This window comes from Gardnerella sp. DNF01180P, from assembly GCF_049244205.1.
Taxonomy (GTDB): domain Bacteria; phylum Actinomycetota; class Actinomycetes; order Actinomycetales; family Bifidobacteriaceae; genus Bifidobacterium; species Bifidobacterium swidsinskii.
In genome coordinates this window covers 920,819-944,000 of sequence record NZ_CP058386.1, presented here as the reverse complement: position 1 = coordinate 944,000, position 23,182 = coordinate 920,819, and the positions used below count along the sequence as shown (strand labels likewise).

Sequence of the window (23,182 nt, the reverse complement as noted above, 5' to 3'; positions counted from 1 at the left end):
AAATTCGTTATTTTATAAGAAATTCCGTAATAAACGTTAATTTTTTTATTTTAATTTAATAAATCGCTAGGTTTGTATGGATTTAGCAGATATAATAGAAGAACCGACGGCATCGTGGCAGTCGGGTTGTACAAATCGAGCTTAAGGTTCGAGTCTATATGGGGAGGTTTCGCATGGAAATCGTCATTACTGGTCGTCATACGCAGATTAATCAAAGGTTCCGTGACGTTGTAGAAAGTAAGATGAATCGTGTGACCGCCATTGCGCCTGATGCGCAGCGCGTGCAAATCGTGTTGACTCATGAAGGCAATCCAAGGCAGGCTGACACAGCAAAGCGAGTTGAAATTACTGTTGTTGCAGGAAGCACAGTGATTCGCGCAGAAGCTTCTAGCACTGATCAATTTAGTGCATTAGATATGGCGCTTGATAAGTTGACGCTTCGTTTGCGTCGCACTCGCGATCGTCGTAAGGATCATCGCCGTGGATATACGGAAATGACTCCTGTAGACATGGGTGCTGTAGAGCCTGAGATTGAGACTACTGTTGAAGAGCCAGAAGAAAATGAGGTTAATAGCGCAGATGCTGCTGTTGCTTCCGATTTAGGTCCTGGTGAATCTGTGGAAGTAAGTGTTGGCGACACTCCTATTGTGATTCGTCGTAAGTTACATATTGCAGAGCCTATGAGCATAGATGAGGCTTTGTATGAGATGGAGCTTATCGGGCATGATTTCTTCTTGTTCGTAAACAAAGAAACTATGAGACCATCTGTAGTATATCGCAGACATGGTTGGAGCTATGGCGTATTTGAAATTGATACACCTGAAAATGTTGCTAAGCAAAAGTAATAATTAAAACACATCTAAAATGCGCGAATAAGTGCGCATGCCCGTCTAGCACAATGTTGGGCGGGCATTTTTATGTAGTAATCAGACTCGCTAACTTATAAAAATCGTAGCCGTCGCGTAATATAGGCACAGTTTACGTCTATGTTGGCTAGGCCGTCGTCATAGACATGACCTAAGGGAGCAAAACGTGGTAGATATCGTCGATAAAGCCTTGCGTATGGGTGAAGGCCATCAATTGAAGCGCCTTGAGAACGTAGCAAAGGCTGTGAATGCGTTGGAAGATGAAATTTCCGCGCTTTCCGATGAAGAATTGAAGGGTCAAACTGCTAAATTCAAGCAGCGTTTAGACAATGGTGCAAAGCTTGATGATTTGATGCCTGAAGCCTTCGCTACTGTGCGAGAGGTTTCAAAGCGTACGCTTGGCCAGCGTCATTTTGATGTGCAGCTTATGGGTGGCGCTGCATTGCATTGGGGCAATATTGCAGAAATGAAAACTGGTGAAGGTAAAACATTGGTTGCTACTTTGCCAAGCTATCTGAATGCTTTGGAAGGCAAAGGTGTGCACGTTGTCACAGTCAACGATTACCTTGCTAGCTACCAGAGCGAGCTTATGGGTCGTATTTATAGATTCCTTGGCATGAGTGTTGGATGCATTATTACAGACCAGCAGCCGCCAGAGCGTCGTAAGCAATACAATGCTGATATTACTTACGGTACAAATAATGAGTTTGGCTTCGATTACTTGCGTGATAACATGGCGTGGGAAAAGAGCGAGCTTGTGCAGCGCGGTCATCACTATGCAATTGTCGATGAGGTCGATTCCATTCTTATCGATGAGGCTCGTACGCCACTTATTATTTCAGGTCCTGCTGAAGGTGATGTAACTCATTGGTATCGTGAATTTGCAAAGCTTGTTTTGAAGCTTACTCGCGATGTTGATTACGAGATTGATGAAAAGAAGAAAACCGCAGGTATTCTTGATCCTGGCATCGCAAAAATTGAGGATTACTTGGGCATCGATAACCTTTATGAGCCAAGCAATACAGCTCTTATTGGTTATTTGAATAACGCTTTGAAAGCTAAGGAGCTTTTCCTTCTAGATCGTGACTATGTTGTTACAAACGGCGAAGTTTTGATTGTCGATGAGCATACTGGTCGTGTTCTTCCAGGTCGTCGTTATAGCGAGGGCTTGCATCAAGCAATTGAAGCTAAGGAAAACGTGGAAGTCAAGGCAGAAAATCAGACTTTTGCTACTATTACTTTGCAAAACTACTTCCGCATGTACGACAAGCTTGCTGGTATGACTGGTACTGCTGAGACTGAAGCTGCAGAGTTCATGGGAACTTACAAGCTTGGTGTTCTTCCAATTCCTTCCAACCGTCCAGTAATTCGTAAAGATAAGGACGATTTGATCTTCCGCACAAAGAAAGAAAAGCTTACTGCTATTGTGCGAGATGTTGCTGAGCGTCATGCAAAGGGTCAGCCTGTGTTGCTTGGTACAGCTTCTGTTGAATCTTCTGAGATTCTTTCTTCGCTTCTTGACGTTGCTCGCATTCCTCACCAGGTTTTGAATGCTAAGCAGAATGCTAAGGAAGCTGCTGTTGTTGCTGTTGCAGGTCGTAAGGGTGCTGTAACTGTTGCTACTAACATGGCAGGTCGTGGTACCGATATTATGCTTGGCGGCAATGTTGAGTTCCTTGCAGATGCTAAGTTGAAGGCTGAAGGATATTCTCCAGACGATACTCCTGAAGAGTATGAAAAGCGTTGGCCAGGCGTTTTAGCTGAAGTTAAAGAGCAAGTTAAGGACGAGCACGAAGAAGTTAAGAATCTTGGTGGCTTGTATGTGCTTGGTACTGAGCGTCACGAATCTCGTCGTATTGATAACCAGCTTCGAGGTCGTTCTGGTCGTCAGGGTGATCCTGGCGAGTCCCGCTTCTACTTAAGCTTGGAAGATGATTTGATGCGCCTGTTCAACACTCAGCTTGTTGCTCGTGTTATGGCTAAGGGATTGCCAGAAGGCGAACCAATTGAGTCTAAGTACGTTTCTAACGGTGTGCGCACGGCACAGAAGACTGTTGAAGCTCGTAACTTTGAAATGCGTAAGAACGTTTTGAAGTATGACGATGTTATGAATAAGCAGCGTACTGTGATTTATGCAGAGCGTCAGATGGTTCTTAAGGGTGAAGATATTCACGAGGACATCTTGAAGTTCATCAGTGACACCGTAGAAAGTTATGTGCGTGGCGCAATGAACGGTTCTGATAAGCCAAAGAATTGGGATTTGGACGGCTTAAAAGATGCTCTTAACTCTGTAATGCCTGTACTTCTTGATTGGGATCAGGTGCGTGAAACGATTATCAATCTTAAGGGCGAAAAAGCTGTTTCTGCTTTGCGTGATTTGATTGTCGACAGTGTAGTAAAGGTTTACTCTCTCATCGAAGATCGTCTCGGCGCTGATCCACTTCGTCAAATTGAATGTCGCGTTGTTCTTTCTGTTCTCGATCGCAAGTGGCGTGAACATCTTTATGAGATGGATTATTTGAAGGATGGTATTGGTCTGCGTGGTATGGGTCAGCGTGATCCGCTCGTTGAATATCAGCGTGAAGGCTACCAGATGTACAATTCGATGATTGAGGCAATTAAGGAAGAAAGCATTCAGCTTCTATTCCACATTGATATCAATCAGATTGCTTCTACTGAAGATATTTCTTCTGACGATGAGCTTGATGAAGATGTTGCACAAGCTTCGTCTGAGGTAGATGCTGAAGATCAGGCTGCTGGTATTGTTGGTCCTGCACCTTTGAGTCATGCTGAGGGAGATGTTCCGTTGAGCATGCGACCAAAGAATGAAGAATGGAAGACTCCATGGTCTGATGGTCGTACATTCCCAGGAACAAATAAGAATGAAGAGTGCCCATGTGGTTCTGGTCGTAAGTACAAGCTTTGCCATGGTCAAAACGAATCTGAAAATGAAGCTGAGTAACTTGAAAGCTGCTAAGTAAAATAAATAAAAGGCGGTGTGATTATAATCATGCCGCCTTTTATTATATTCGATTGATTATTAGCTATACTCGAGCACCATCTCCATAATCGCTGTAATCTTCTTTATACGGATCAGGTTTTTTGCGATTCATAAGTAATCCTGCTCCACTAAGTAGCGTTAATAGGCCGCATATAATACCAACAATGTTTGCTATAGCAGGAATAAAAGCACTTACAATAACACCGAAGATACCTATAACAAATAGAATCCACAAAACTACATTAACTAAAGATACGTTATAAAATTGTGGATTTGGGGGCACAAAATCATCTCCATAGTCTTCCATAGTCTTATCTAAATCAAGCCAACTTGTGCGTGTATTATCACGAGGACCTTTAGCAGTTATGATCGTGTGAGGGTCTTGCATTCTAGTAGGAATAATATAGGATTTATGGCTGCTTAGATTGTTTAAGCTAAATTTATTTTTTATAGCATTTTTTTGATTTTTAGAATTATTATCGCTTGCTATACTGTTGCGCTCTTTCTTTTTTTCTTCTTTCTGAGCGTGCTTTTCAAAGCTTTTTGCGCTACGTGAATTAGCAATATCATTCATATCGTTAAAATGCTCTGCAATAAAAGATGACCAATCGTCATCAAAATTTCTATTGTTTTGTTTTTGATTATTCTTTAACGATTCTGACATTAACTCGTCATCACGGCGAGGGTCGTTGGTATTCTTAGAAGAAGTCATGAACTATACTGTAGCAAGTCTTCCTGATTCTATGCTTAAAATGTTCGAAATTGGACTTGCAAGAAAGGATATGGTATGTTGTACTGGTTCTTCGTGAAGGGACTTGGGGGTATTGCCTGCATGAGGATTCATCCATCAGCGCAAGGTGTTAAAAATGTACCTAAAAAGGGTGGAGCTATTATTGCTGCAAATCATCTTGCTGTTATTGATGACGCGCTTCTGCCATTGACTTGTCCTCGCATGATTCACTTTATGGGTAAAGCAGAATATTTTGAAGGCAAAGGTTTAAAGGGTCGTTTCAAGAAGTGGTGGTTTACTTCTGTTGGCGTTTTTCCTGTAGATCGTTCTGGAGGCGCAAAATCGCTTGGCGCCTTGAATCATGCTCGTGAAATATTAGAAAAAGGTCAGCTTTTTGGTATTCATATTGAAGGTACAAGAAGTCCAGACGGTCGTTTATATCGCGGTCATACTGGTGCTGCACGTCTTGCTCTTGAAACAGGTTGCCCGATTATACCAGTTGCAATTATTGGAACTAGAGAATTGCAAGTGCATGGTCAAGTTATTCCTGCAAAAGGTAAAACTAAGGCAATTTATGGCGAGCCTATTCAAGTAGAGCGTGTTTGTGACGAAAGCGAGATTACCCACGAGCGTTTACGTGAAATTACAGATAAAGTAACTAAGTCTATTCAGCAAATGAGTGGTCAAGAATACGTTGATGAATATGCTCAAACTGTAAAAGAACGTATGCGTAAAAAACGTGAAGAAAGTAACGAAAATAAGTAAAATATAATGCTGATTCTTATGCTATTAGATTAACATTATTACATATTTAAATTTTATTTATATTCAAATATGTAAGCGGCGAAAGTTATTTAGCTTCCGCCGCTTACATAATACTTAAGACACGCTCATATTACTGTAAGAGTGATAATAGAAGGATTTCCATTAGAATCCTTCAATGGTACTTCACTTCCAGCTCCAGGGGATTGGAAGCGCACTACGTGCATTAAATCACCAAGTGGAGCAGAAATACGAACTTTCAGTCCTAGATTTTCAATAATCCTTTTAGCCTCATCACTGTTTTTTCCGCAAACGTTTGGCAATGTAACAGTTTTTGGACCTTTAGAAACAACAACTTTAACACTATCGCCCCAATGTAAGTCAGAACCAGCTTCAACGGAAGCGCGGATAATCTTACCCTTTGCTACAGTATCGCTATTTTCTTCTTCGTACTTTACATCCAGCTTAGCGTCAGTCAAAGCTAAGTCAGCTTCATTCTTTGTTTTCCCAACTATATCTGGCATTTGCACAGGCTTAGGTCCCTTAGAAAGTAAAACACTTACTTCTTCGTTATGGTTCATGCGTGTGCCAGGTTTAGGGCTAATATCAATTAAGCTGCCAGCTGGTATATCTATAGAATACGTGTCTCCTGACTTATCGTGAACAATGTTAGTAAATCCTGCTTTACGCAATGCTTTCAAAGGATTTTTGCCATTGTAAGTCTTTGGATCTGTAATATCGTCCGGGATTGTAGACTTGCGAATTCCACGCGAAATCACAACATTAAGAGTGCTATTATTGTGCTTTTGAATATGGCTGCCTACAACATCAGGATTTGTTGAAACTACTTTTCCTTCTGGCACATCGTCACTATAATCTTTTGAAACTTTGTAAGGAATTCCAGCAATTTTAAGCGTGTGCTCATATTGTTGCCAATTGACATCAGTTATTTTGCAAGATGCATAATTTTTGCATTGAAGGTCGTCGGGCTTAGGCAACGTCCAATAACTGCCAGGACCTAAGAAATACCAAAAACCACCAATAGCAGCAATTGCTAATACTCCAGCTGTGCTTAAACCTGCAATAAGGAAAACACGCTTTTTAGAAGAACGATTAGGCTTGTTTCCTAAGTTTTTTTCCTTATTTGACATGCCAAACGGTTTTGCTGCATTTAAGTTGTTGTTAAAATTGCGAGAGCTAATAGCAATTGTTGGCATATTGCTATCGTCAAATTCTTCTAAAGGATTATCTTGCGAATTGTATGACACATCTTCTGCATTAGCAGCACGCCATTGCATAGCTTGTGTTTTTTGAAGATTATTCGTATCGAAAGCACTGTCGGACTTCGCTAGTGAATTGTCTATTGCTACATTATTGACTTCAGGATTATGTAGATCATTATTTGTGTGTGAATCGAGTTCACTTACAGAATTATTTCTAGGTATTGCAACAGTTTCGTCTGTAGCATTTTGCAATAAAGAGTTGGAATTAGCAGAAAAATTAGAGCCTGAAGTATTTATTGCTCGTGTAGCATCTGAGTCATTATTAGGATTCAATTTGTCCGAATAATTTGCTTCAGGGGAAACACGCAAATTATTAATAGGAGAAAAGTCTGTTTCTTCTGAAAACTCTTGTGGTTCTTCTGCTTTGTATTGCCAATCTTCAGAGTTTAATTGTGTAGAAAGTGCACGTAATTTTGCTAATGCTTCACTTGCATCTTTAGGTCGTTCGTTCATGTCGCGAGCAGTGAGGTTTGCTATGAATTGTGCAACTTTTTCGCTAATTCCAGGGCAAGCTGTAGCAATGGAAGGAGTGTTTTCATGCACATGCTTGAAAACAAGCGTAACAGGATTATCTGCAGTAAAAGGCACTCTTCCTGCAAGCATTTCCCAAGCCATCATGCCTGCTGAATACAAATCACCTTGAGGAGTTGCAAGATTATGCTCAATAAGTTCAGGAGCAAGATAAGCTGCTGTGCCAAGAAGTAATCCTGTAGAAGATAGTGTTGCTTGCGAAATTGCTCTAGCTAAACCGAAATCAGTAATTTGAACATGACCTCGATCGTTAATTAAAATATTTTCCGGCTTAATATCTCTATGTACAACTCCAGCATTATGTGCAGAAGCGAGACCATCCAAAGTTTCTGCAAGTAGACGCAGCGTATCTCGCACACTGAATGTGCCTTGCATATTCATTTCATAACGCAAATTAACGCCATGAACATATTCCATTACGAGATAATCGAGCCCGTCATATTCGCCTGTATCATAAACTTGTACAATATGTGGATTTGCAATTGCTGCAGCAGAAGTTGCTTCTCTGCGGAATCTAGCAATAAATTGCTGGCGATGCACTCCTTGAGCAAGTTGAGTGTGCATGATTTTAATTGCTACAGGTCTATCAAGGCGTTCATCTTCTGCTTGATACACAGTAGCCATGCCACCCTGAGCTATTTTGCGCACAATGCGATAGCGATTTTCAATGCGCATACCTGGCTGCGCCTGCGTAGCTTCATCCATTGTCACAATCCTTATACGCGTAAAACCATTTTTACTACTTACGAGTGTACAAGCAAGATAGTAAAGAAAGCTAATTTCGAGCGTTATTTGCTAAATATTATTGTACATTACGCCATGCTTCAGGTATAAATCGTTTGCTAATTTCATGCAAAATAGCTTTTCCACTGTCGCTCAATGTACTTGATTCGATTGCTTGTTGTGAATCATTCCACAGATTCTCAATTCGCTTTTTTGATTTTTCAATAGCACCAGAAGTATGGTAAATCTGTATTATTTTATTTACATCATCTTCACTTCTAGTACTACGCGTGTAGGCTTTTAATAGTATTTCTCTTTCGTTATCGTTTCCGTATTGCAAAGCATCTGCAAGAAGAACTGCACGCTTACCTTCTCTAATATCACCGCCAATAGGCTTACCTGTAATCTTGCTATCTGAAACAATATCAAGCAAATCATCAGCAATTTGGAAAGCAACACCTAACGAATTGCCAATAGAATTAGCAAGATTGTATGCTTCAGTTGGTTGCATATTTGCTGCAAGAAAGCCGAGAGTTAATGGAGCAACAGTAGTGTAACTGGCTGTTTTCCATCTAAAAACATTCAAAGATGATTCCGCAAGTTGTATTGGATTATCTAGTTGCATCATTTCTATTGACAAATCCAATACTTGACCAATACCAACATTTCTTTGCATAGACGCAAATGCTGCTAACAATTCCTCGCCATAAGTAAAATTCTTCGCACAATTTCTTGCAATATCGAAACTTTCTGTGGCAAGTAGATCTCCCAGCATTAAACCTAAGCCTGTGCCAATATGCTTATTATTGCAAGCTTTACTTAATGCACAATACGCACTAGGTTTTCCACGTCTTAAATAAGATTCGTCAATAATATCATCATGAATTAATGCAGCTGTTTGAAATACTTCTAGAGCACAAGCTATGTCAAATACAGACTGTTCATGGATTTTTTGAATATTGGTTTCTTTTGATGCAGCGTAAAATGCTGAAATCGTAAGAAGAGCTCTAAGACGTTTTCCGCCTTCGCTTGAAACAATAGCTTGCTTTATTACTTGCTGTAGTATTTGCGCACATGTGGATGAAAGATTATTTTCTAATCCCGTATTAAATTGCTGAGAAATTAAAAAAGTAATTCTAGATTCAATATCGTTAAGACTGTAATTGTTGCCTATAAATGTGCTCATATTATGAAAGTTATCCACAGGGCTGAACATTACAAAACGCAGTTATTATTATGCTTTAATAAGCTTTTCACCGCGGAAATAGTTTTTTATTGAATGCTGACTCATATCTTGAGAAACTTCAATATATCAAAAATGCTATTGCATAGTTTGATTATCAAAATAAAAAATCATGTAAAAAATGAGGGGGAGTATGCATGGAAATTGTAGAGGATGATTTGAAAACGAAGATATCGCATAATTGTATTGATGACTTTGATATGCAAAGTCTTATGCAAATTTATGGTGAAAGTGCTAATTCTTTTAATGGTTGTTTAGATTTTGCAGGTTCAGAAGATTTTGAAAGTTTTGCTGGAAGAGAAATTTCAGATATTAATGGGACTATATATCCTTCTAAAGAGTGCAGCTTTTTTATGACTTTTTCTAAGGAATATATTTACAACAACTGTAGTGATAGTGCGCAATGGATTAAAGGATTAGAATATTGGGTTCCGGCAGTTTCGGAAGCTTTTATAGAAAATGTTAATCAAAATGGCAAGCAATATGCTATTAGAGATATTGCAAGCAGAGCACTTATGCGATGGTACAACATGTTTGCTTACGATGAAAAAATGTTTGGATATGATTTAGTAAATCTGCCAATAGCAATGTTGCATAATATTAATGTTCGTGATGCAATGCTTATTTCTATTCTGGATGAAAATCAAGAATGGTATGACGAAAAAACTTTGTCGGAATTTGCTTGGTGCCCTCATACACCTGAAGTATCTCGTAATTTGCGGCATTGTTTAGAAGCAAAATTCACTCAAACAAATAATAAGCCTGATATAAAGAGAGCTATTTTCGCGTGCAAAATTTTAAAATCTATGGCTATTATTACTAGAAGCATTCCAAAATTATCTGTGCAAGTTTACGCTTTGTTAGCTTATATCAGCTGGTGGTTTAGGCTCGGAGAAGTAAAATATTATTGTGATTGTGCATTGCGCATTGATCCTGATTGTTCTATGGCAAAAATAGTGTGTGGAGCATTCGAAAATGGTCTTGAGCCAGCATGGATTGAATAATTCGCCACGCCGCAAAAATTAGTTGTGGAATAATCGTCTTGCTTAAATGGTTTACTACTTAAGGTAAAACTTGCCCTTGCATGGACTATGCCTATATGCGTTACAAGGGGATAATACAGGAGGAACAGTTTGACGAGTGAAGTTGGATTAACGGTCGACAGCGACGAAATGCAAGATGATACTAAGCCTGTAAAAACTCGCAAGGCTAGCGCTGCGCGTAAAACCAGTACTCGAACTTCGTCAGCTGATAGCAAGACGCGCAGTTCTCGCTCAAAGAAAACTGAAGACAACAAGATTGATACTGAATCAGTATCGGCTGATGCTGAACATGACGAAACTGAAGATAGCGTAGACATTGAATCTCAAGATCAATTATCTATTGACGATTCTTTAGATGACGATTCACATCTTGATGTTGATGATGAACATTTGAATCTTGATGATTTAGACGATATTCAGCCAGAAGATATATCTGATGTTGACGATTTAAGCGATATTGACGTTGCAGATGATCTTGATGATGAAGAGTCTGAAGATCTTGATGAAATTGATGATCACGACGAAATTAAGCATGATGCTCCGCAAGTGCCACAAGCAAAAGGCGCATTTGTTGTACGTGATGATGACGATGACGATAATCTAACTCCATCTGGTAATCCTAAGCGTCGTGTAATTGCTACAGGTGCTACTGCGGATCCTGTTAAGGATTATCTAAAGCAGATAGGTAGAGTTAGCTTGCTTAATGCTGAGCAAGAAGTTGATTTGTCAGAGCGTATTGAAGCTGGATTGTATGCTCAGCATTTGCTTGATACTCAAATTGATCAAATGGAGTTTAAGCGTAAACGTGAGCTTAAGTGGGCTGCAGCAGATGGCAAGAAAGCTAAAGATCATCTTCTTGAAGCAAACTTGCGTCTTGTTGTTTCTCTTGCTAAGCGTTATACCGGTCGAGGCATGCTTTTCCTTGATTTAATTCAGGAAGGTAACCTTGGTTTGATTCGTGCAGTTGAAAAGTTCGACTGGAAGAAGGGCTTTAAGTTCTCAACCTACGCAACTTGGTGGATTCGCCAGGCTATTACGCGTGCTATGGCAGATCAGGCTCGTACTATTCGAGTTCCAGTGCATATGGTTGAGGTTATTAATAAGCTTTCTAGGGTTCAGCGTCAAATGCTTCAAGATTTAGGTCGTGAACCTACGCCGGATGAGCTTGCTCGCGAACTAGATATGCCAGTAGAAAAGGTTCAGGAAGTACAAAAATACGGTCGTGAGCCAATTTCTTTGCACACTCCTCTGGGCGAGGATGGCGATTCCGAGTTCGGTGATTTGATTGAAGATACTGACGCAATCGCACCGTCTGATGCTGTTGCGTTCTCGCTCCTTCAAGAACAGTTCAGGCAAGTTTTGGAAACTTTGGCTCCTAGGGAGGCTGGAGTTATTAAGATGCGCTACGGCTTGGAAGATGGTCAGCCAAAAACTTTAGACGATATTGGTCGCGTTTATGGTGTTACTCGTGAACGTATCCGTCAAATTGAGTCTAAAACAATGTCTAAGCTGCGTCATCCTTCTAGATCGCAAACTTTGCGTGACTTCTTAGATCAGTGATTGTGTGAAGTTATATTACAAAGTGTCGTATTGTTGCTTTTGCGATAGTACGACACTTATTGCTTAAAATAATCGGTTGTAAGTTTAATAAGTGCAAGGGGTAGAAGTGGTCTCTCATAAAGAGCAATATGATGCTGATAGCTTGACTGTGCTTGAAGGCTTGGATGCTGTAAGAAAGCGTCCAGGCATGTATATTGGCACTACAGACAGTCAAGGCTTAATGCATTGCCTTTGGGAGATTATTGATAATGCGGTTGACGAGGCTTTGGCTGGTGCTTGTGACCATATTATTGTTACTCTTCACGATGATGGATCTATTGAAGTTGCAGATAACGGTCGTGGTATTCCAGTAGATGTTGAGCCAAAAACAAAGCTCACTGGCGTTGAAGTTGTTCTAACTAAGCTTCACGCTGGAGCAAAGTTTGGTAACGCTTCTTATAATGCTGCAGGCGGTTTGCATGGTGTTGGATCTTCTGTTGTAAACGCTTTAAGCTTGCGTTTAGATGTTGAAGTTGATAGAGACGGTAAAACGCATCATATGGCGTTCCATCAAGGGCATCCTGGTGTGTATAGCGATGCTGATCCAGAGCATCCATCTCCAGCCTCTCCATTTAAGCGTACGCGTAAGAACAAGCCTACTGAGCTTGAAATTATCGGCACTGTTTCGCCAAAAACTACCGGAACTCGTGTACGCTACTGGGCGGATCCAGAAATTTTTAATTCGACTGCGCATTTCAGCTATGAGCAGCTTATTGCTCGCGTGCGTCAAACAAGTTTCCTGGTTCCAGGCTTAAAAATTACTGTTATTGACGAGCATGTTCCTGAAGGTGAATCTGCAAATATTGAAGAAATTGATTCTACTAAAGATGATGTTGCAGAAGATAATCTTCTTGAAAACCAGTCTGATAATAGCGATAACTCTGTGTCTGAATTTGAAGAATTAGAATCTGAAACAACATTAGAAGATGAAGATGATTCTGAAGATAAGACTGAAAATATCGCGACTGAAGATGAGGTTGAAGATGCTGAATCTGAAGAATCAGTTGCACAATCTGTTGCAAATGCTCAGTCTGCTAACTCAATGCAAAATAAGCATCATCCTCGAGTAGTTGAATTTTTGCATAATGGTGGCGTTAAAGATTTCGTTGATTTTCTTTCAAAAGGTGAAGCAGTATCGGATATTTGGCGTATTTCTGGCGAAGATACATATGTAGAAGAAACGCAAGCTGTTGATTCTGCAGGAGATTTACACGCGCAGCAAGTAACTCGAAAATGCGGCGTTGACATTGCAATGCGTTGGATAAACGGCTACGATTCAACGATTATTAGTTTCGTAAACGTTGTTGAAACTCCTGGCGGAGGTATGCACGTAGACGGATTCTTGCAAGGATTGACTAAGCAAATTCGTAAAGCTGTTGAAGACAACGCGCGCAAACTAAAAGTAAATCTTAAAGATTCGAATACGAAAATTGAGCGCGATGATATTACAGCAGGATTGGTAGCAGTCGTAACTGTTCGCATTGCTGAGCCTCAATTCCAAGGTCAAACTAAGGATGTTCTTGGAACTGCTCAAGTTAAGCCAATCGTTACCAAAATGACTGACGCTCAATTCGGTGAGATGATTACCGGTTCTAAGAGAGGATTCAAAGAGCAGTCTTCTAGAGTTTTGGAAAAAATTGTTTCCGAAATGCATGCGCGTATTCAAGCGCGTAAAACTAAGGAAGTTACCCGCAGAAAGAACGCTCTTGAGTCTGCTTCAATGCCGCCGAAACTTTCTGACTGCCAGCCTGGAAACGACGATGTTGCAGAACTTTTCATCGTCGAGGGCGATTCTGCACTTGGCACTGCAAAAGCTGCTCGAAATTCTGCTTTCCAAGCTCTTCTTCCAATTCGCGGTAAGATTTTGAACGTGCAAAAAGCAAGTCTTGCACAAATGCTTTCCAACAAAGAGTGTGCTGCAATTATTCAGGTTGTTGGAGCAGGATCGGGCGCAAGTTTTGATATTTCACAAGCACGTTATAACAAGATTGTTATGATGACAGATGCTGATGTTGACGGCGCGCACATTCGTATTTTGCTGCTGACGCTGTTCTATCGTTATATGCGTCCGCTTATTGAGCACGGTCATGTTTATGCTGCAGTGCCGCCTCTTCACAGAATTGCGCTCGCTGGAAAGCGCAAGGGCGAGTATATTTACACGTATTCCGACGATGAACTGGCTGGAAAGCTTGATGATTTGCAAGCTAAGGGCATTGATTTTAACAGCGATATTCAGCGTTACAAGGGCTTGGGTGAGATGGATGCAGATCAGCTTGCAGACACCACTATGGATCCTAGAACTCGCATGCTTCGAAGGATTCGTATGGAAGATGCTCAGCAAGCAAGTGAAGTATTTGATTTGCTAATGGGTGATGATGTTCCTCCGCGCAAGCAGTTTATTGTTGATAACGCAGACGACTTTGATCGTTCCAAAATCGATACCTGATATCGGTATGTCGCTCGCATCGCTTTATGTCGCCTTGTATATTTGTATTCCTTTATATTGCTTTATAAAGTCGCGTTGGTATTACAAATATGAAGTACTAAGGTTGGGGAATTTTTATGGTTAACCTTCTTCTTGCTGTTATTTATCTTGCTTTTATAAGCTTGGGTTTGCCGGATGCTCTTCTTGGAGCTGCGTGGCCTACGATGAGTCATGATGTTGGTGCGCAAATTTCTTGGGCTGGTGGAATATCAATGGTTATTTCTGCAGGAACAATTGTTTCTGCGCTGCTATCTAATAGGTTTACGCATAAGTTTGGCCCTGGGAAGGTTACGCTTATTTCAGTTGCTTTAACAGCTTTAGCGTTACTAGGTTTTTCTTTTGCTCCGAATTATCTTGTGCTTATTTTTCTAGCTATACCATACGGTTTAGGTGCTGGAGGAGTGGATGCGGCTCTTAATAATTACGTTGCAATTCACTATGAAAGCTGGCACATGAGCTGGCTTCACTGCATGTGGGGAATTGGTGCTTCCGCAGGTCCTTATGTTATGGGTTTCGCACTTTCTCACGGTCAGCGCTGGCCTGCAGGCTACCAGTATATTGCTGTTATACAAATTGCTCTCACTCTTGTGTTATTCATAAGTTTGCCGCTGTGGAAAAATAATAATAAAAAGGCAGAGACGCATAATCTTACTGAGGTAAAGAAACAATCTTCTGGGATGCTATCTTATAAGGAAGTTTTGCGCATTCCAGGAGCTAAGAATATTCTTATTATGTTCTTTTGCTATTGTGCGTTGGAGCAAACTGCAGGATTGTGGGCTAGTAGTTACATGGTTTTGCATGGAGGAGTTAGCCGCATTGTTGCGGCAGGTTGGGCAAGCTTGTTTTATGTTGGCATTACAGTTGGTCGTTTTGTAAGCGGATTTCTTACTATGCGTTTTAACGATGCAACGATGATTCGTATTGGGCAGTGCGTAATGCTTATGGGCATTCTGGTATTGTTGCTGCCTTTGCTGAATCATATTGAGCTTATTGCAGGATTTGTAATTATTGGACTAGGCTGCGCTCCAGTTTACCCATGCATTATTCATTCCACGCCGCATTATTTTGGTGCAGATAAGTCTCAAGCTATTGTTGGCATGCAAATGGCAAGCGCATATATTGGGTCTATGGTAATGCCTGCGATTTTTGGACTAATTGCGCAGAATGTTTCTTTGGTGCTTCTTCCGGCTTATTTGCTTATTCTTCTCGCTGTAATGACTTTTATGCACGTGCGCTTGCTTCGAACTTGCGTAACTCGAGTCTGAAAGCATTTGTGTGCGCGATTGCTTATATTTTTTGATGTAGACTTGTGTTAGATGTGTTATGTGTGCTAGGTGTGTTAGAACTTGTTGTATACGCATTATCTAGTAGATGTATTTCTAATAATGTTTTTACAAAAGGAGGGGTTATGAATGATATTAAGCAAGAAGTCTTTGACAAAGATAAGCTTGATTTTGCAATATTTTGTATTGAAAATGTTGCTAAGAAGCTTAATCAAAACCCTCGCGATACGTATGATGCTTTGACTAAGAAGAGTAATATTCTTATGTCTTATATTGTTCCATCTTATGACGTTTTGCACACTCAAGGCAAAGAGTATATTACAAACGATATTATTTCCTTCATGCGCGAAAAAGGTGTAAAAGTATGATTGTTTATCACGGTTCTTTTATGCCTGTTGAATTTCCAGATGTATTGCATTCGCGTAAAGATGTTGATTTTGGCGCAGGATTCTACGTTACATCAATACGTAGTCAGGCTGATAATTGGGCGAAGAAATTTATTCGCAAGGACAAAGATGCTTTTGTTTCTTCTTATAATTTTGACAATAATGTTCTTAATGAATTATCTGTTCTTAAGTTTGATTCATATTCTGAAGAATGGCTTAATTTCATACTTAATGCTCGTTCTGGAAATGATGCAAGCAGTTTTGATGTAGTAATTGGCGGTGTAGCAAACGATAAGGTTTATAACACACTTGAATTGTTTTTTGATGATTTAATTACTAAGTCTGAAGCTTTAGGCAGACTAAAATATGAAAAACCTAATAATCAAATATGTTTTAGAAGTCAAAAAGCTATTGATTTGTGTCTTACATACATAAAAAGCGAGTGTGTAAATAGTAAGTTTTTAGGGGAGTGATGGATTTTGAAGGCGAATCCTATTTTGTTGCAAAAGAAGTATGCTAGGGTTGTAAGTCTTCTGGCTGAGCGTGCTGGGTTGAGTTATGAGCAGGCGCTTGACGTGTTTTACCATTCTGTTACTTACGATTTGATGCGTAATGGTATTTCGGATATGCATTGTATGAGCGACGGATATTTGGTTCAAGATTTGCTTGATGAGATGCATAATTCTAAAATGTGTGTTAATGCATGACTTTTGTAATAAATTAAACGATTGTGTGATATACCATGCTTGCATTTGTATTTCGACTATAAAGCGTACAATGTGTATACGTTTTTACATTATCTCGTTATCTATTTTTAAGAGGGTAAATGAATAAGAGAACTGGTCTTATGTTGACTGCCACTATGATGGGTATTGCTACTGCTGCTTGTGCTTTCTGCGTGGGGCAAAGTGCGAATGCTGCCGAAACTTCAGCTTCTTCTGGTGTTAATACGACTGTAAATTCTTCTACAAATAATTCTTTTACCACAGCTTCTAATACAGAAACTTCCTCTACAGAAGGTTCTTCTTCCGTAACTTCTTATAACGCAGCTTCTAATACGCCCAATGGGGGGGCTGCTTTAGATAGCACTTCCGCAAAACCTTCTGGAAATACTGTACCTTCCAAGTCTAGCGAAACTGCAAAAACTGCCGAAACCACAAAATCTACTAAATCTTCTAAAGCTTCTGAATCTGTAACTGATGCTGAAAATTCTGAAAATGCTAGACTTACACAAACTCTTATAGATGTAAGCAATACTAATCTTCAAACAAATAATCGTGAAGATAGAAGCGTACACGCATCTGCAGAATCTAAAGCAGCATCAACTGATTCGGGTACTACAGATGATGCATCTTTAACTTGGACGAAGGACGACTTTAACATTTCTGACGATGGTAAAACTATTGGAGGTAGGAAAAATGTTTATTATCCGGAGACCGGTCAAACGGTAAATGAGTATGTGGACGGACTTAGTGCCAAAGGCAAGGAGAAACTTAAGAAAAATCATCATGTTGTGATTCCTGAGGGTATTGAGGTAATTCATGAATGTGCTTTTACCGGTCAGGCTGACAAAGTCGGGAATAAGCATAAACACGTTGACGGCGAGACTTATATTGAGGGTGTCACTCTTCCGCAATCTCTTAGAATAATAGAATATGGAGCTTTTGGTTGGAATAAAATTAAAGGAACCGTTGTTATTCCAAAAAATGTGGTTTCAGTAAGCGATGCAGCCTTTGTTGCTAATGAAATTGAAAAAGTTGTGTTTGAAGGCGTGCTTGATGATAAGGGCAAAGAGCACGATACAGATACTAGTCCGTATTATCTTGCTGGAGTTGGTAGTGTTGCTTTCCAAGGTAATAAAATTTCTGAAATTGTCGTAAAAGGTAATTTAGGACAATATAAGTTTCGCTCAGGGGAAAATGATTCACCGTTTGACAATCAAAATCCTGGACCTTTCACTATTGAAGTGGGAGAGGAATACAAAAGTCCTATCAAAATTACGCAAGAAAGCGCTGGTCATACAATCAGTGTTATGGAGGGTTTTGAGGAGAATGGAAATCCTGTAACGATTGACCTCTCACCATATTTTAAGAAAAATGCTGATGGCAAATATGTAGCTGTAAAAACTGGCACACTTGAAGGTCAGTGCATTTTTTATGACTTTGTTCAGCGTGTGCCTAGGATGATTGGTAGATCGCGTTTTACGTACAACATTGTTCCTAAAGCTACGATTTACACAGTTACTTTTGTAAATGGCACTAATTCTCATTATGCTTCTGTGCAAGTTAAGGAAGGCAAGAGCATAAACGATAAGAGTGTTGATAGTCAGTCAATGCCTAAAGATCCTACGAAGATTGGGTACACTTTTGAAGGGTGGAATGAAGATCAAGACGGTACTGGTGCAGTGTTCCTTGCCAGCACTAGTGTAAACAAAAATTTGAAAGTTTACTCTATTTTTAAGAATTACTCACCAGTTATTACAGTTCAGAATAAGACTATTACTGAGGGTGATCCACTCGATTTGAATAGTCTTGTTGTATCTGTTGGTGATATTGAGGATAATTCTATAGCAACTAAGGTTAAGCGTATTAGTGACGGTGGTTTTAATAACAATGTTCCAGGTATTTACACTATCACGTTTAGCGTAACGGACAATGGCGGTGCTACTGCAACAGCAGTTGCAACAGTAACTGTTAATAAGAAGCCAACGCCTCCAACTCCACCAGCTCCTGCGCCGGAACCGGAGCCAACTCCAACTCCTGTTCCAGTTCCTGAGTCGCCGACCCCTGTCGCTCCAGGTCCGATTCTGACACCTTCTGAGTCTGAGACAGAACCTGAGTCCGCTCCAGCTCTTTCGCAACCCGAGCAACCGGAAGCTAAGCGCGTTGTTAAGCATCTTCCTAAAACTGGATCTTCAGTAGCTATGGTAATAAATTATTTGTTTGCATCTGTGACTGCAGGAATTTTTGCACTTGTAGAAGCTAGAAAATCACTTCGCAGATATTCCAAGCATGCTCGCAAAAACTAGCTTTAAAAAGTGTAAAACTAGCAAGCAAAAACATTACTACCCAATGTGCGCAATTGGGGAAACGAGTTCAGTTCCAGAAGCATCCCTACGCATATCTGGCTTAGGTAACTCAACATTGCTTCCGCCTTCTGTAACGGCTTGCAATGGATAGTATCCAACGTACGCGTGTATCAACGTATCTTGACCTTTAAGGAATCTTTGCGAGCGCACGCCACCAGTTGCGCGACCTTTTGTTGGGTACATGTCAAATGGAGTAATCTTTGCAGAACCGTTTTCGGTTCCAGGAAGAGCTTCACTGTCTCCAGCAACGGTGAATACAACTGTTCCAGAAGCGGAGAATAAACCATTTTCACCTTCTTCGTAATGCCACTCTATTGATTTTTCTGGCACTACTGCGAAGGTTGCAACTTTAGCACCTTCTGCTAAACGAATGCCTGCCATTCCGCCTGCTGTGCGTCCTTGTGGTCTAACTTGTTTAGCGTCAAAGGTAAGTAATGAAGAATCACTACTAATGAACACGAGTCTGTCGTTGTCTTTTGCTGGAGCTGCGGCAATAACGGTGTCGTCGTCTTTTAAGTCAATTATGCTCCATGAATCCATGGTAGTTGGAGCTTCAAAATTCCATCTTTTAACTACACCGTTTCGTGTTCCAATTGCAAGTGGAGTAGCGTTTTGTGAGGCATCAAATGCTATTGCTGAAACTACGCGTTCTCCTCTTACTGGATCCGTGCTTTGCGTGGAAGTTAGCAGTTCTTGTGCTTTTACTCCGTGGTTGAGCAGCGCAGGTTTTCCTTCTTCATAGTTAAGTTGTGGCAAATCTGCAACATGAGCTAGAACTAGTCGACCAGATGAAGTAACAAGAGCACAAGTTGAACGCGTTGTTGTTGCAAACATTGTTTTACAAGGAGTGTTAAATACGTTGTTGTTGTGCGAATTCCAATGTTCTAACACTGCAATGCTTGTTCTGGCAATTAACCCTGAAGTGCTTAATGCTACTGCGCAAGGTTCGTCACTTAATTGCATTGCAACAGAAGATGCGTCAGCTTCTCCAGTTTTACGAGCTGCATTAGCTGCTGCAGCCAAATCTGCTTGAGTTGAAGTAATTTTATTTGCTGATTGAACGGCTTTAATCGCAATATCCTCACTGTTTTTATTTATGCTGGAGGCTACTGGAGTAAAACTACCATCTTCATTTTCGTCAAGCAAAATTGTTCTGCGTGGAGTATCCCATTGTTTAACTGCAGAATCCATATCTGCTATTACGACGTTGTCGAGTTTAGCTTCAGAACTTAATATTTGATTTAGCTCTTCAATTTTTTTGAGCAAATCGTCGCGTTCAGCTTCGAGCTCTATTCGGCTCATTTTAGTAAGTCTGCGAAGACGTAAGTCAAGAATATACTGTGCTTGAATTTCATCAAGATCGAATACTTTAATTAACTTAGTTTTTGCACTATCTGCATCTTCAGATGAACGAATGACCTGAATTACTTCATCAATATCAAGAAGTGCAAGAAGCAAGCCATCAACCAAATGTAAGCGTTCTTGAGCTTTTTTGCGCCTAAATTCGCTGCGTCTGCGTACCACGGTTCTGCGGTGAGAAATCCAAACGTCTAATAGCTCTCGCAAGCCCATTGTGTGAGGTCTACCGTCAACAAGTGCAACATTGTTAATAGTAAAGCTCTCTTGCAAAGGAGTGTGCTTAAAAAGTTGAGCAAGCACAGCGTTAGGATCAAAACCTGTCTTAATCTCAATAACAATACGAGTTCCGTTATGTCGATCTGTTAAATCAATAGCACCTGAAATACCGTCTAATTTTCTTGATTTAACTCCTTGAGAAATTCTTTCCAAAACGCGCTCTGGGCCAACCATAAACGGAAGTTCTGTAACAATAATAGCTTTTTTGCGAGCAGTAATATTTTCGATATGTGTTGTAGATCTTGTAGTGAATGCTCCGCGACCTGTTGCGTAAGCTTCGCGAATGCCACTTCGACCAATGATAATTCCTCCGCTAGGCCAGTCAGGTCCTGGAACTAGTTTCATAAGATCATCTAGGGTTGCATCAGGATGTTTCATAACATATTTTGCTGCAGCAACTACTTCGCCTAGATTATGCGTTGCCATATTTGTTGCCATGCCTACAGCAATTCCAGAAGCGCCATTTACTAAAAGATTTGGAATAGCTGCAGGAAGCACAGTAGGTTCTTTTAGTTTATTGTCGTAATTTGGTACAAAATCAACTGTGTCTTCGTTGATATCCGCGTTCATACCTAGTGATGCAGGAGCTAAACGCGCTTCGGTGTATCGAGAAGCTGCTGGACCGTCGTCAAGAGAGCCAAAATTACCGTGTCCGTCAACAAGCGGCAAGCGTAGGGAAAATGGTTGAGCTAGACGAACCATTGCCTCATAGATTGCAGAATCACCGTGAGGATGAAGTTTACCCATTACTTCACCAACAACACGCGCTGATTTCATATAAGCATGATCAGGACTCAAATTCATATTGCCCATTTGATACACAATGCGTCGCTGCACTGGTTTCATTCCGTCTCGTGCGTCCGGTAAAGCTCGAGCATAAATAACTGAATAAGCATATTCCAAGAAGGATTTGCTCATTTCTTCGTTTAATGGTGTTTCAACAATATGCTCTTTAACTTTTCTTGGGTCGAAAGCTTGCTGTGTTGAGTGATGGCGTGAGGGCATATTTAGAACTCCTTGAATGACATTACGGCTATCAATCTTACCAATTTATATGCACAAACAGCATGTTTTTGCTGAATTTTTCAGCAATTTGACTAGTTATTTATATAAATATTTGTTATTCGCGTTTTGTTCAATGCAATATAAGTGGTTCAATAGTAAGTATGAGTGCTGAAATACCGTCTGAAAATGATCTTTTGCAATTTGTTGGTAATGTTAAGTACGGTGATTTTTCTAATTCCGCAGTTAATGAAAATTTTTCTTACGATTTTAATGAAAAAAATCTTGGTGGAGCGTTACATATATCTTCGGTTCTTCCAGCTTTAAGTGATGCAATAGATGCTCCTGTTAAAACAGCTATTCATAACGATCCACACGCTTTGCGAGAAAGTCTTGGTTTCCCTAAATCTAATTCTGCAATTGTAGTGTTAATAGATGGTTTAGGATACTGGAATATTCTTATGCGTAAAGGTCACGCTCCTTATTTACGATCCTTGCTTAACGAATCAATAAATCAACGACCAATTAGCACGTGCGTTCCAAGCACAACTGTTGCTGCAATGGCTACTTTTGGAACAGGCACATGTCCTGGTCTTACTTGCATGACTGGTTACACGCAAAAGAATTCTCAAACTGGTAAACTTGCGCAGCTTATTCAATTTAATGATGCGCCTGATCCGCTAGTTTTGCAGCAAGAGCCGACTATATTTGAAAGTTTAGTTTCTAATGGAGTCCGTGCAGATAGCGTGGGATTACCAAAGTTTGAAAATACTCCTCTTACCAAAGCTGCTTTTCGTGGAGCAAATTATATTACTGCTGGAACTCCTAGAGCTCGCATTCTTAAGGCTGCTAATAGCAGTAAAACTCCAGGTTTAACTTATATGTATTTACGTGACGCTGATAAAACCGGTCATAATTATGGTTGGGATTCTCAGCAGTGGGTTTCTGTTTTTGAGCAAATTGACGAGCAGTTGCGTCTTTTGCGAGCAAATTGTGCTCCTGGAACATTAATTGTTATTACTGCAGATCATGGGATGATTAAATCCGATCCCAATAAGCGAATTGATATTGCTAAACATGATGAGCTGATAAAAGGCGTATCGATGGTTGGCGGTGAACCTCGTTCTGTAATGTTGTATGCTAACAGTGACGCAAATCCTGAAGATATTATTTACCGTTGGCGTGAATATTTTGGAACTAATGCAATTGTACGCAGTAAAAAACAAGCTATTGACGATGGTATTTTTGGTTTAGTAAACAACAGGGCAGAGGATGTTATTGGCGATGTTATTGTGCAAGCTTGTGGAGCTTACACAATTGTTGATTCTCGCATTCAATCTGATAAAGCTATGAGTTTACCTAGCGTTCATGGATCGATGACTCATATGGAAATGGATATTCCGTGCCTCATAGATTTAGTGTAAGCGATTTTTGCTTCTATTATTGAAAATATTTTATAAATCGTAACTTAGCAAATAAAATGTGTGACACTCAAATTTTACTAAGAGTGTCACACATATTG

16 protein-coding genes are annotated in these 23,182 nt (G+C 40.2%); 12 read left to right on the top strand and 4 right to left on the bottom strand.

The features are described from left to right. The first annotated feature begins 173 nt into the window (after positions 1 to 173). Positions 174 to 845 carry a ribosome hibernation-promoting factor, HPF/YfiA family gene (hpf, locus tag HXT40_RS03675; RefSeq protein WP_004106803.1) on the top strand — a complete coding sequence of 224 codons (672 nt, stop codon included), beginning with the start codon at positions 174 to 176 and terminating at the stop codon, positions 843 to 845. A gap of 187 nt (positions 846 to 1,032) precedes the next feature. After that, positions 1,033 to 3,828, top strand: coding sequence for a preprotein translocase subunit SecA (secA, locus tag HXT40_RS03670; RefSeq protein WP_421777158.1), 2,796 nt, complete (start codon positions 1,033 to 1,035; stop codon positions 3,826 to 3,828). A gap of 82 nt (positions 3,829 to 3,910) precedes the next feature. Here the strand turns inward: secA and HXT40_RS03665 are convergent, their stop codons facing one another. Beyond that, on the bottom strand, positions 3,911 to 4,579 hold the full coding sequence (locus HXT40_RS03665; protein ID WP_410309481.1) for a hypothetical protein: 669 nt from the start codon (positions 4,577 to 4,579) through the stop codon (positions 3,911 to 3,913). A 75-nt stretch (positions 4,580 to 4,654) separates the two neighbouring features. On the opposite strand from HXT40_RS03665, the gene HXT40_RS03660 reads away from it, so the two are divergent. Continuing rightward, positions 4,655 to 5,362: a lysophospholipid acyltransferase family protein gene (locus HXT40_RS03660; protein WP_012914113.1), complete on the top strand. Its 708-nt coding sequence runs from the start codon at positions 4,655 to 4,657 to the stop codon at positions 5,360 to 5,362. A 125-nt stretch (positions 5,363 to 5,487) separates the two neighbouring features. On the opposite strand, the gene HXT40_RS03655 is transcribed toward HXT40_RS03660, so the two are convergent. Then, a complete protein-coding gene (locus tag HXT40_RS03655) occupies positions 5,488 to 7,878 on the bottom strand; it encodes a Stk1 family PASTA domain-containing Ser/Thr kinase (RefSeq protein WP_102155219.1) in 2,391 nt (796 codons plus the stop codon). Positions 7,879 to 7,975: 97 nt separating this feature from the next. Beyond that, on the bottom strand, positions 7,976 to 9,082 hold the full coding sequence (locus HXT40_RS03650; protein WP_116994778.1) for a polyprenyl synthetase family protein: 1,107 nt from the start codon (positions 9,080 to 9,082) through the stop codon (positions 7,976 to 7,978). 194 nt (positions 9,083 to 9,276) lie between these two features. Between HXT40_RS03650 and HXT40_RS03645 the strand changes: the two genes are divergently transcribed. The 8 genes from HXT40_RS03645 (at position 9,277) to HXT40_RS03610 (ending at position 18,963) form a co-directional block, all read left to right on the top strand. Then, complete coding sequence (locus HXT40_RS03645; protein ID WP_119504403.1) at positions 9,277 to 10,143, top strand: hypothetical protein; 867 nt, start codon at positions 9,277 to 9,279, stop codon at positions 10,141 to 10,143. 129 nt (positions 10,144 to 10,272) lie between these two features. Then, positions 10,273 to 11,742: an RNA polymerase sigma factor gene (locus tag HXT40_RS03640; protein WP_410310451.1), complete on the top strand. Its 1,470-nt coding sequence runs from the start codon at positions 10,273 to 10,275 to the stop codon at positions 11,740 to 11,742. A gap of 106 nt (positions 11,743 to 11,848) precedes the next feature. After that, positions 11,849 to 14,227, top strand: a complete 2,379-nt coding sequence (locus HXT40_RS03635) for a DNA gyrase/topoisomerase IV subunit B (protein WP_410310450.1) — start codon at positions 11,849 to 11,851, stop codon at positions 14,225 to 14,227. A 116-nt stretch (positions 14,228 to 14,343) separates the two neighbouring features. Continuing rightward, a complete protein-coding gene (locus tag HXT40_RS03630; RefSeq protein ID WP_421777157.1) occupies positions 14,344 to 15,531 on the top strand; it encodes an MFS transporter in 1,188 nt (395 codons plus the stop codon). 143 nt (positions 15,532 to 15,674) lie between these two features. Next, positions 15,675 to 15,917, top strand: coding sequence for a DUF3791 domain-containing protein (locus HXT40_RS03625; RefSeq protein ID WP_012914119.1), 243 nt, complete (start codon positions 15,675 to 15,677; stop codon positions 15,915 to 15,917). Then, positions 15,914 to 16,408, top strand: coding sequence for a DUF3990 domain-containing protein (locus HXT40_RS03620; RefSeq protein WP_004111474.1), 495 nt, complete (start codon positions 15,914 to 15,916; stop codon positions 16,406 to 16,408). Before HXT40_RS03625 ends, HXT40_RS03620 begins: the two co-directional genes overlap by 4 nt. A 6-nt stretch (positions 16,409 to 16,414) precedes the next feature. Further along, positions 16,415 to 16,642, top strand: coding sequence for a DUF3791 domain-containing protein (locus tag HXT40_RS03615; RefSeq protein ID WP_004111475.1), 228 nt, complete (start codon positions 16,415 to 16,417; stop codon positions 16,640 to 16,642). A 119-nt stretch (positions 16,643 to 16,761) separates the two neighbouring features. Continuing rightward, the gene (locus HXT40_RS03610; RefSeq protein ID WP_410310448.1) at positions 16,762 to 18,963 is read left to right on the top strand and encodes an InlB B-repeat-containing protein; all 2,202 of its coding nucleotides are present in this window, start codon (positions 16,762 to 16,764) and stop codon (positions 18,961 to 18,963) included. A gap of 36 nt (positions 18,964 to 18,999) precedes the next feature. Here the strand turns inward: HXT40_RS03610 and HXT40_RS03605 are convergent, their stop codons facing one another. Continuing rightward, positions 19,000 to 21,663, bottom strand: a complete 2,664-nt coding sequence (locus tag HXT40_RS03605; protein WP_004111478.1) for a DNA gyrase/topoisomerase IV subunit A — start codon at positions 21,661 to 21,663, stop codon at positions 19,000 to 19,002. Positions 21,664 to 21,824: 161 nt separating this feature from the next. Between HXT40_RS03605 and HXT40_RS03600 the strand changes: the two genes are divergently transcribed. Further along, positions 21,825 to 23,084 carry an alkaline phosphatase family protein gene (locus HXT40_RS03600; protein ID WP_288231262.1) on the top strand — a complete coding sequence of 420 codons (1,260 nt, stop codon included), beginning with the start codon at positions 21,825 to 21,827 and terminating at the stop codon, positions 23,082 to 23,084. Positions 23,085 to 23,182: the final 98 nt, after the last annotated feature.

What these genes read in the sequence shown, in the direction of transcription:
- hpf (WP_004106803.1), top strand. Translation starts at nt 174, where the DNA reads ATGGAAATCGTCATTACTGGTCGTCATACGCAGATTAATCAAAGGTTC.
- HXT40_RS03665 (WP_410309481.1), bottom strand. Translation starts at nt 4,579, where the DNA reads ATGACTTCTTCTAAGAATACCAACGACCCTCGCCGTGATGACGAGTTA.
- HXT40_RS03660 (WP_012914113.1), top strand. Translation starts at nt 4,655, where the DNA reads ATGTTGTACTGGTTCTTCGTGAAGGGACTTGGGGGTATTGCCTGCATG.
- HXT40_RS03655 (WP_102155219.1), bottom strand. Translation starts at nt 7,878, where the DNA reads ATGGATGAAGCTACGCAGGCGCAGCCAGGTATGCGCATTGAAAATCGC.
- HXT40_RS03650 (WP_116994778.1), bottom strand. Translation starts at nt 9,082, where the DNA reads ATGAGCACATTTATAGGCAACAATTACAGTCTTAACGATATTGAATCT.
- HXT40_RS03645 (WP_119504403.1), top strand. Translation starts at nt 9,277, where the DNA reads ATGGAAATTGTAGAGGATGATTTGAAAACGAAGATATCGCATAATTGT.
- HXT40_RS03630 (WP_421777157.1), top strand. Translation starts at nt 14,344, where the DNA reads ATGGTTAACCTTCTTCTTGCTGTTATTTATCTTGCTTTTATAAGCTTG.
- HXT40_RS03625 (WP_012914119.1), top strand. Translation starts at nt 15,675, where the DNA reads ATGAATGATATTAAGCAAGAAGTCTTTGACAAAGATAAGCTTGATTTT.
- HXT40_RS03620 (WP_004111474.1), top strand. Translation starts at nt 15,914, where the DNA reads ATGATTGTTTATCACGGTTCTTTTATGCCTGTTGAATTTCCAGATGTA.
- HXT40_RS03610 (WP_410310448.1), top strand. Translation starts at nt 16,762, where the DNA reads ATGAATAAGAGAACTGGTCTTATGTTGACTGCCACTATGATGGGTATT.
- HXT40_RS03605 (WP_004111478.1), bottom strand. Translation starts at nt 21,663, where the DNA reads ATGCCCTCACGCCATCACTCAACACAGCAAGCTTTCGACCCAAGAAAA.
- HXT40_RS03600 (WP_288231262.1), top strand. Translation starts at nt 21,825, where the DNA reads ATGAGTGCTGAAATACCGTCTGAAAATGATCTTTTGCAATTTGTTGGT.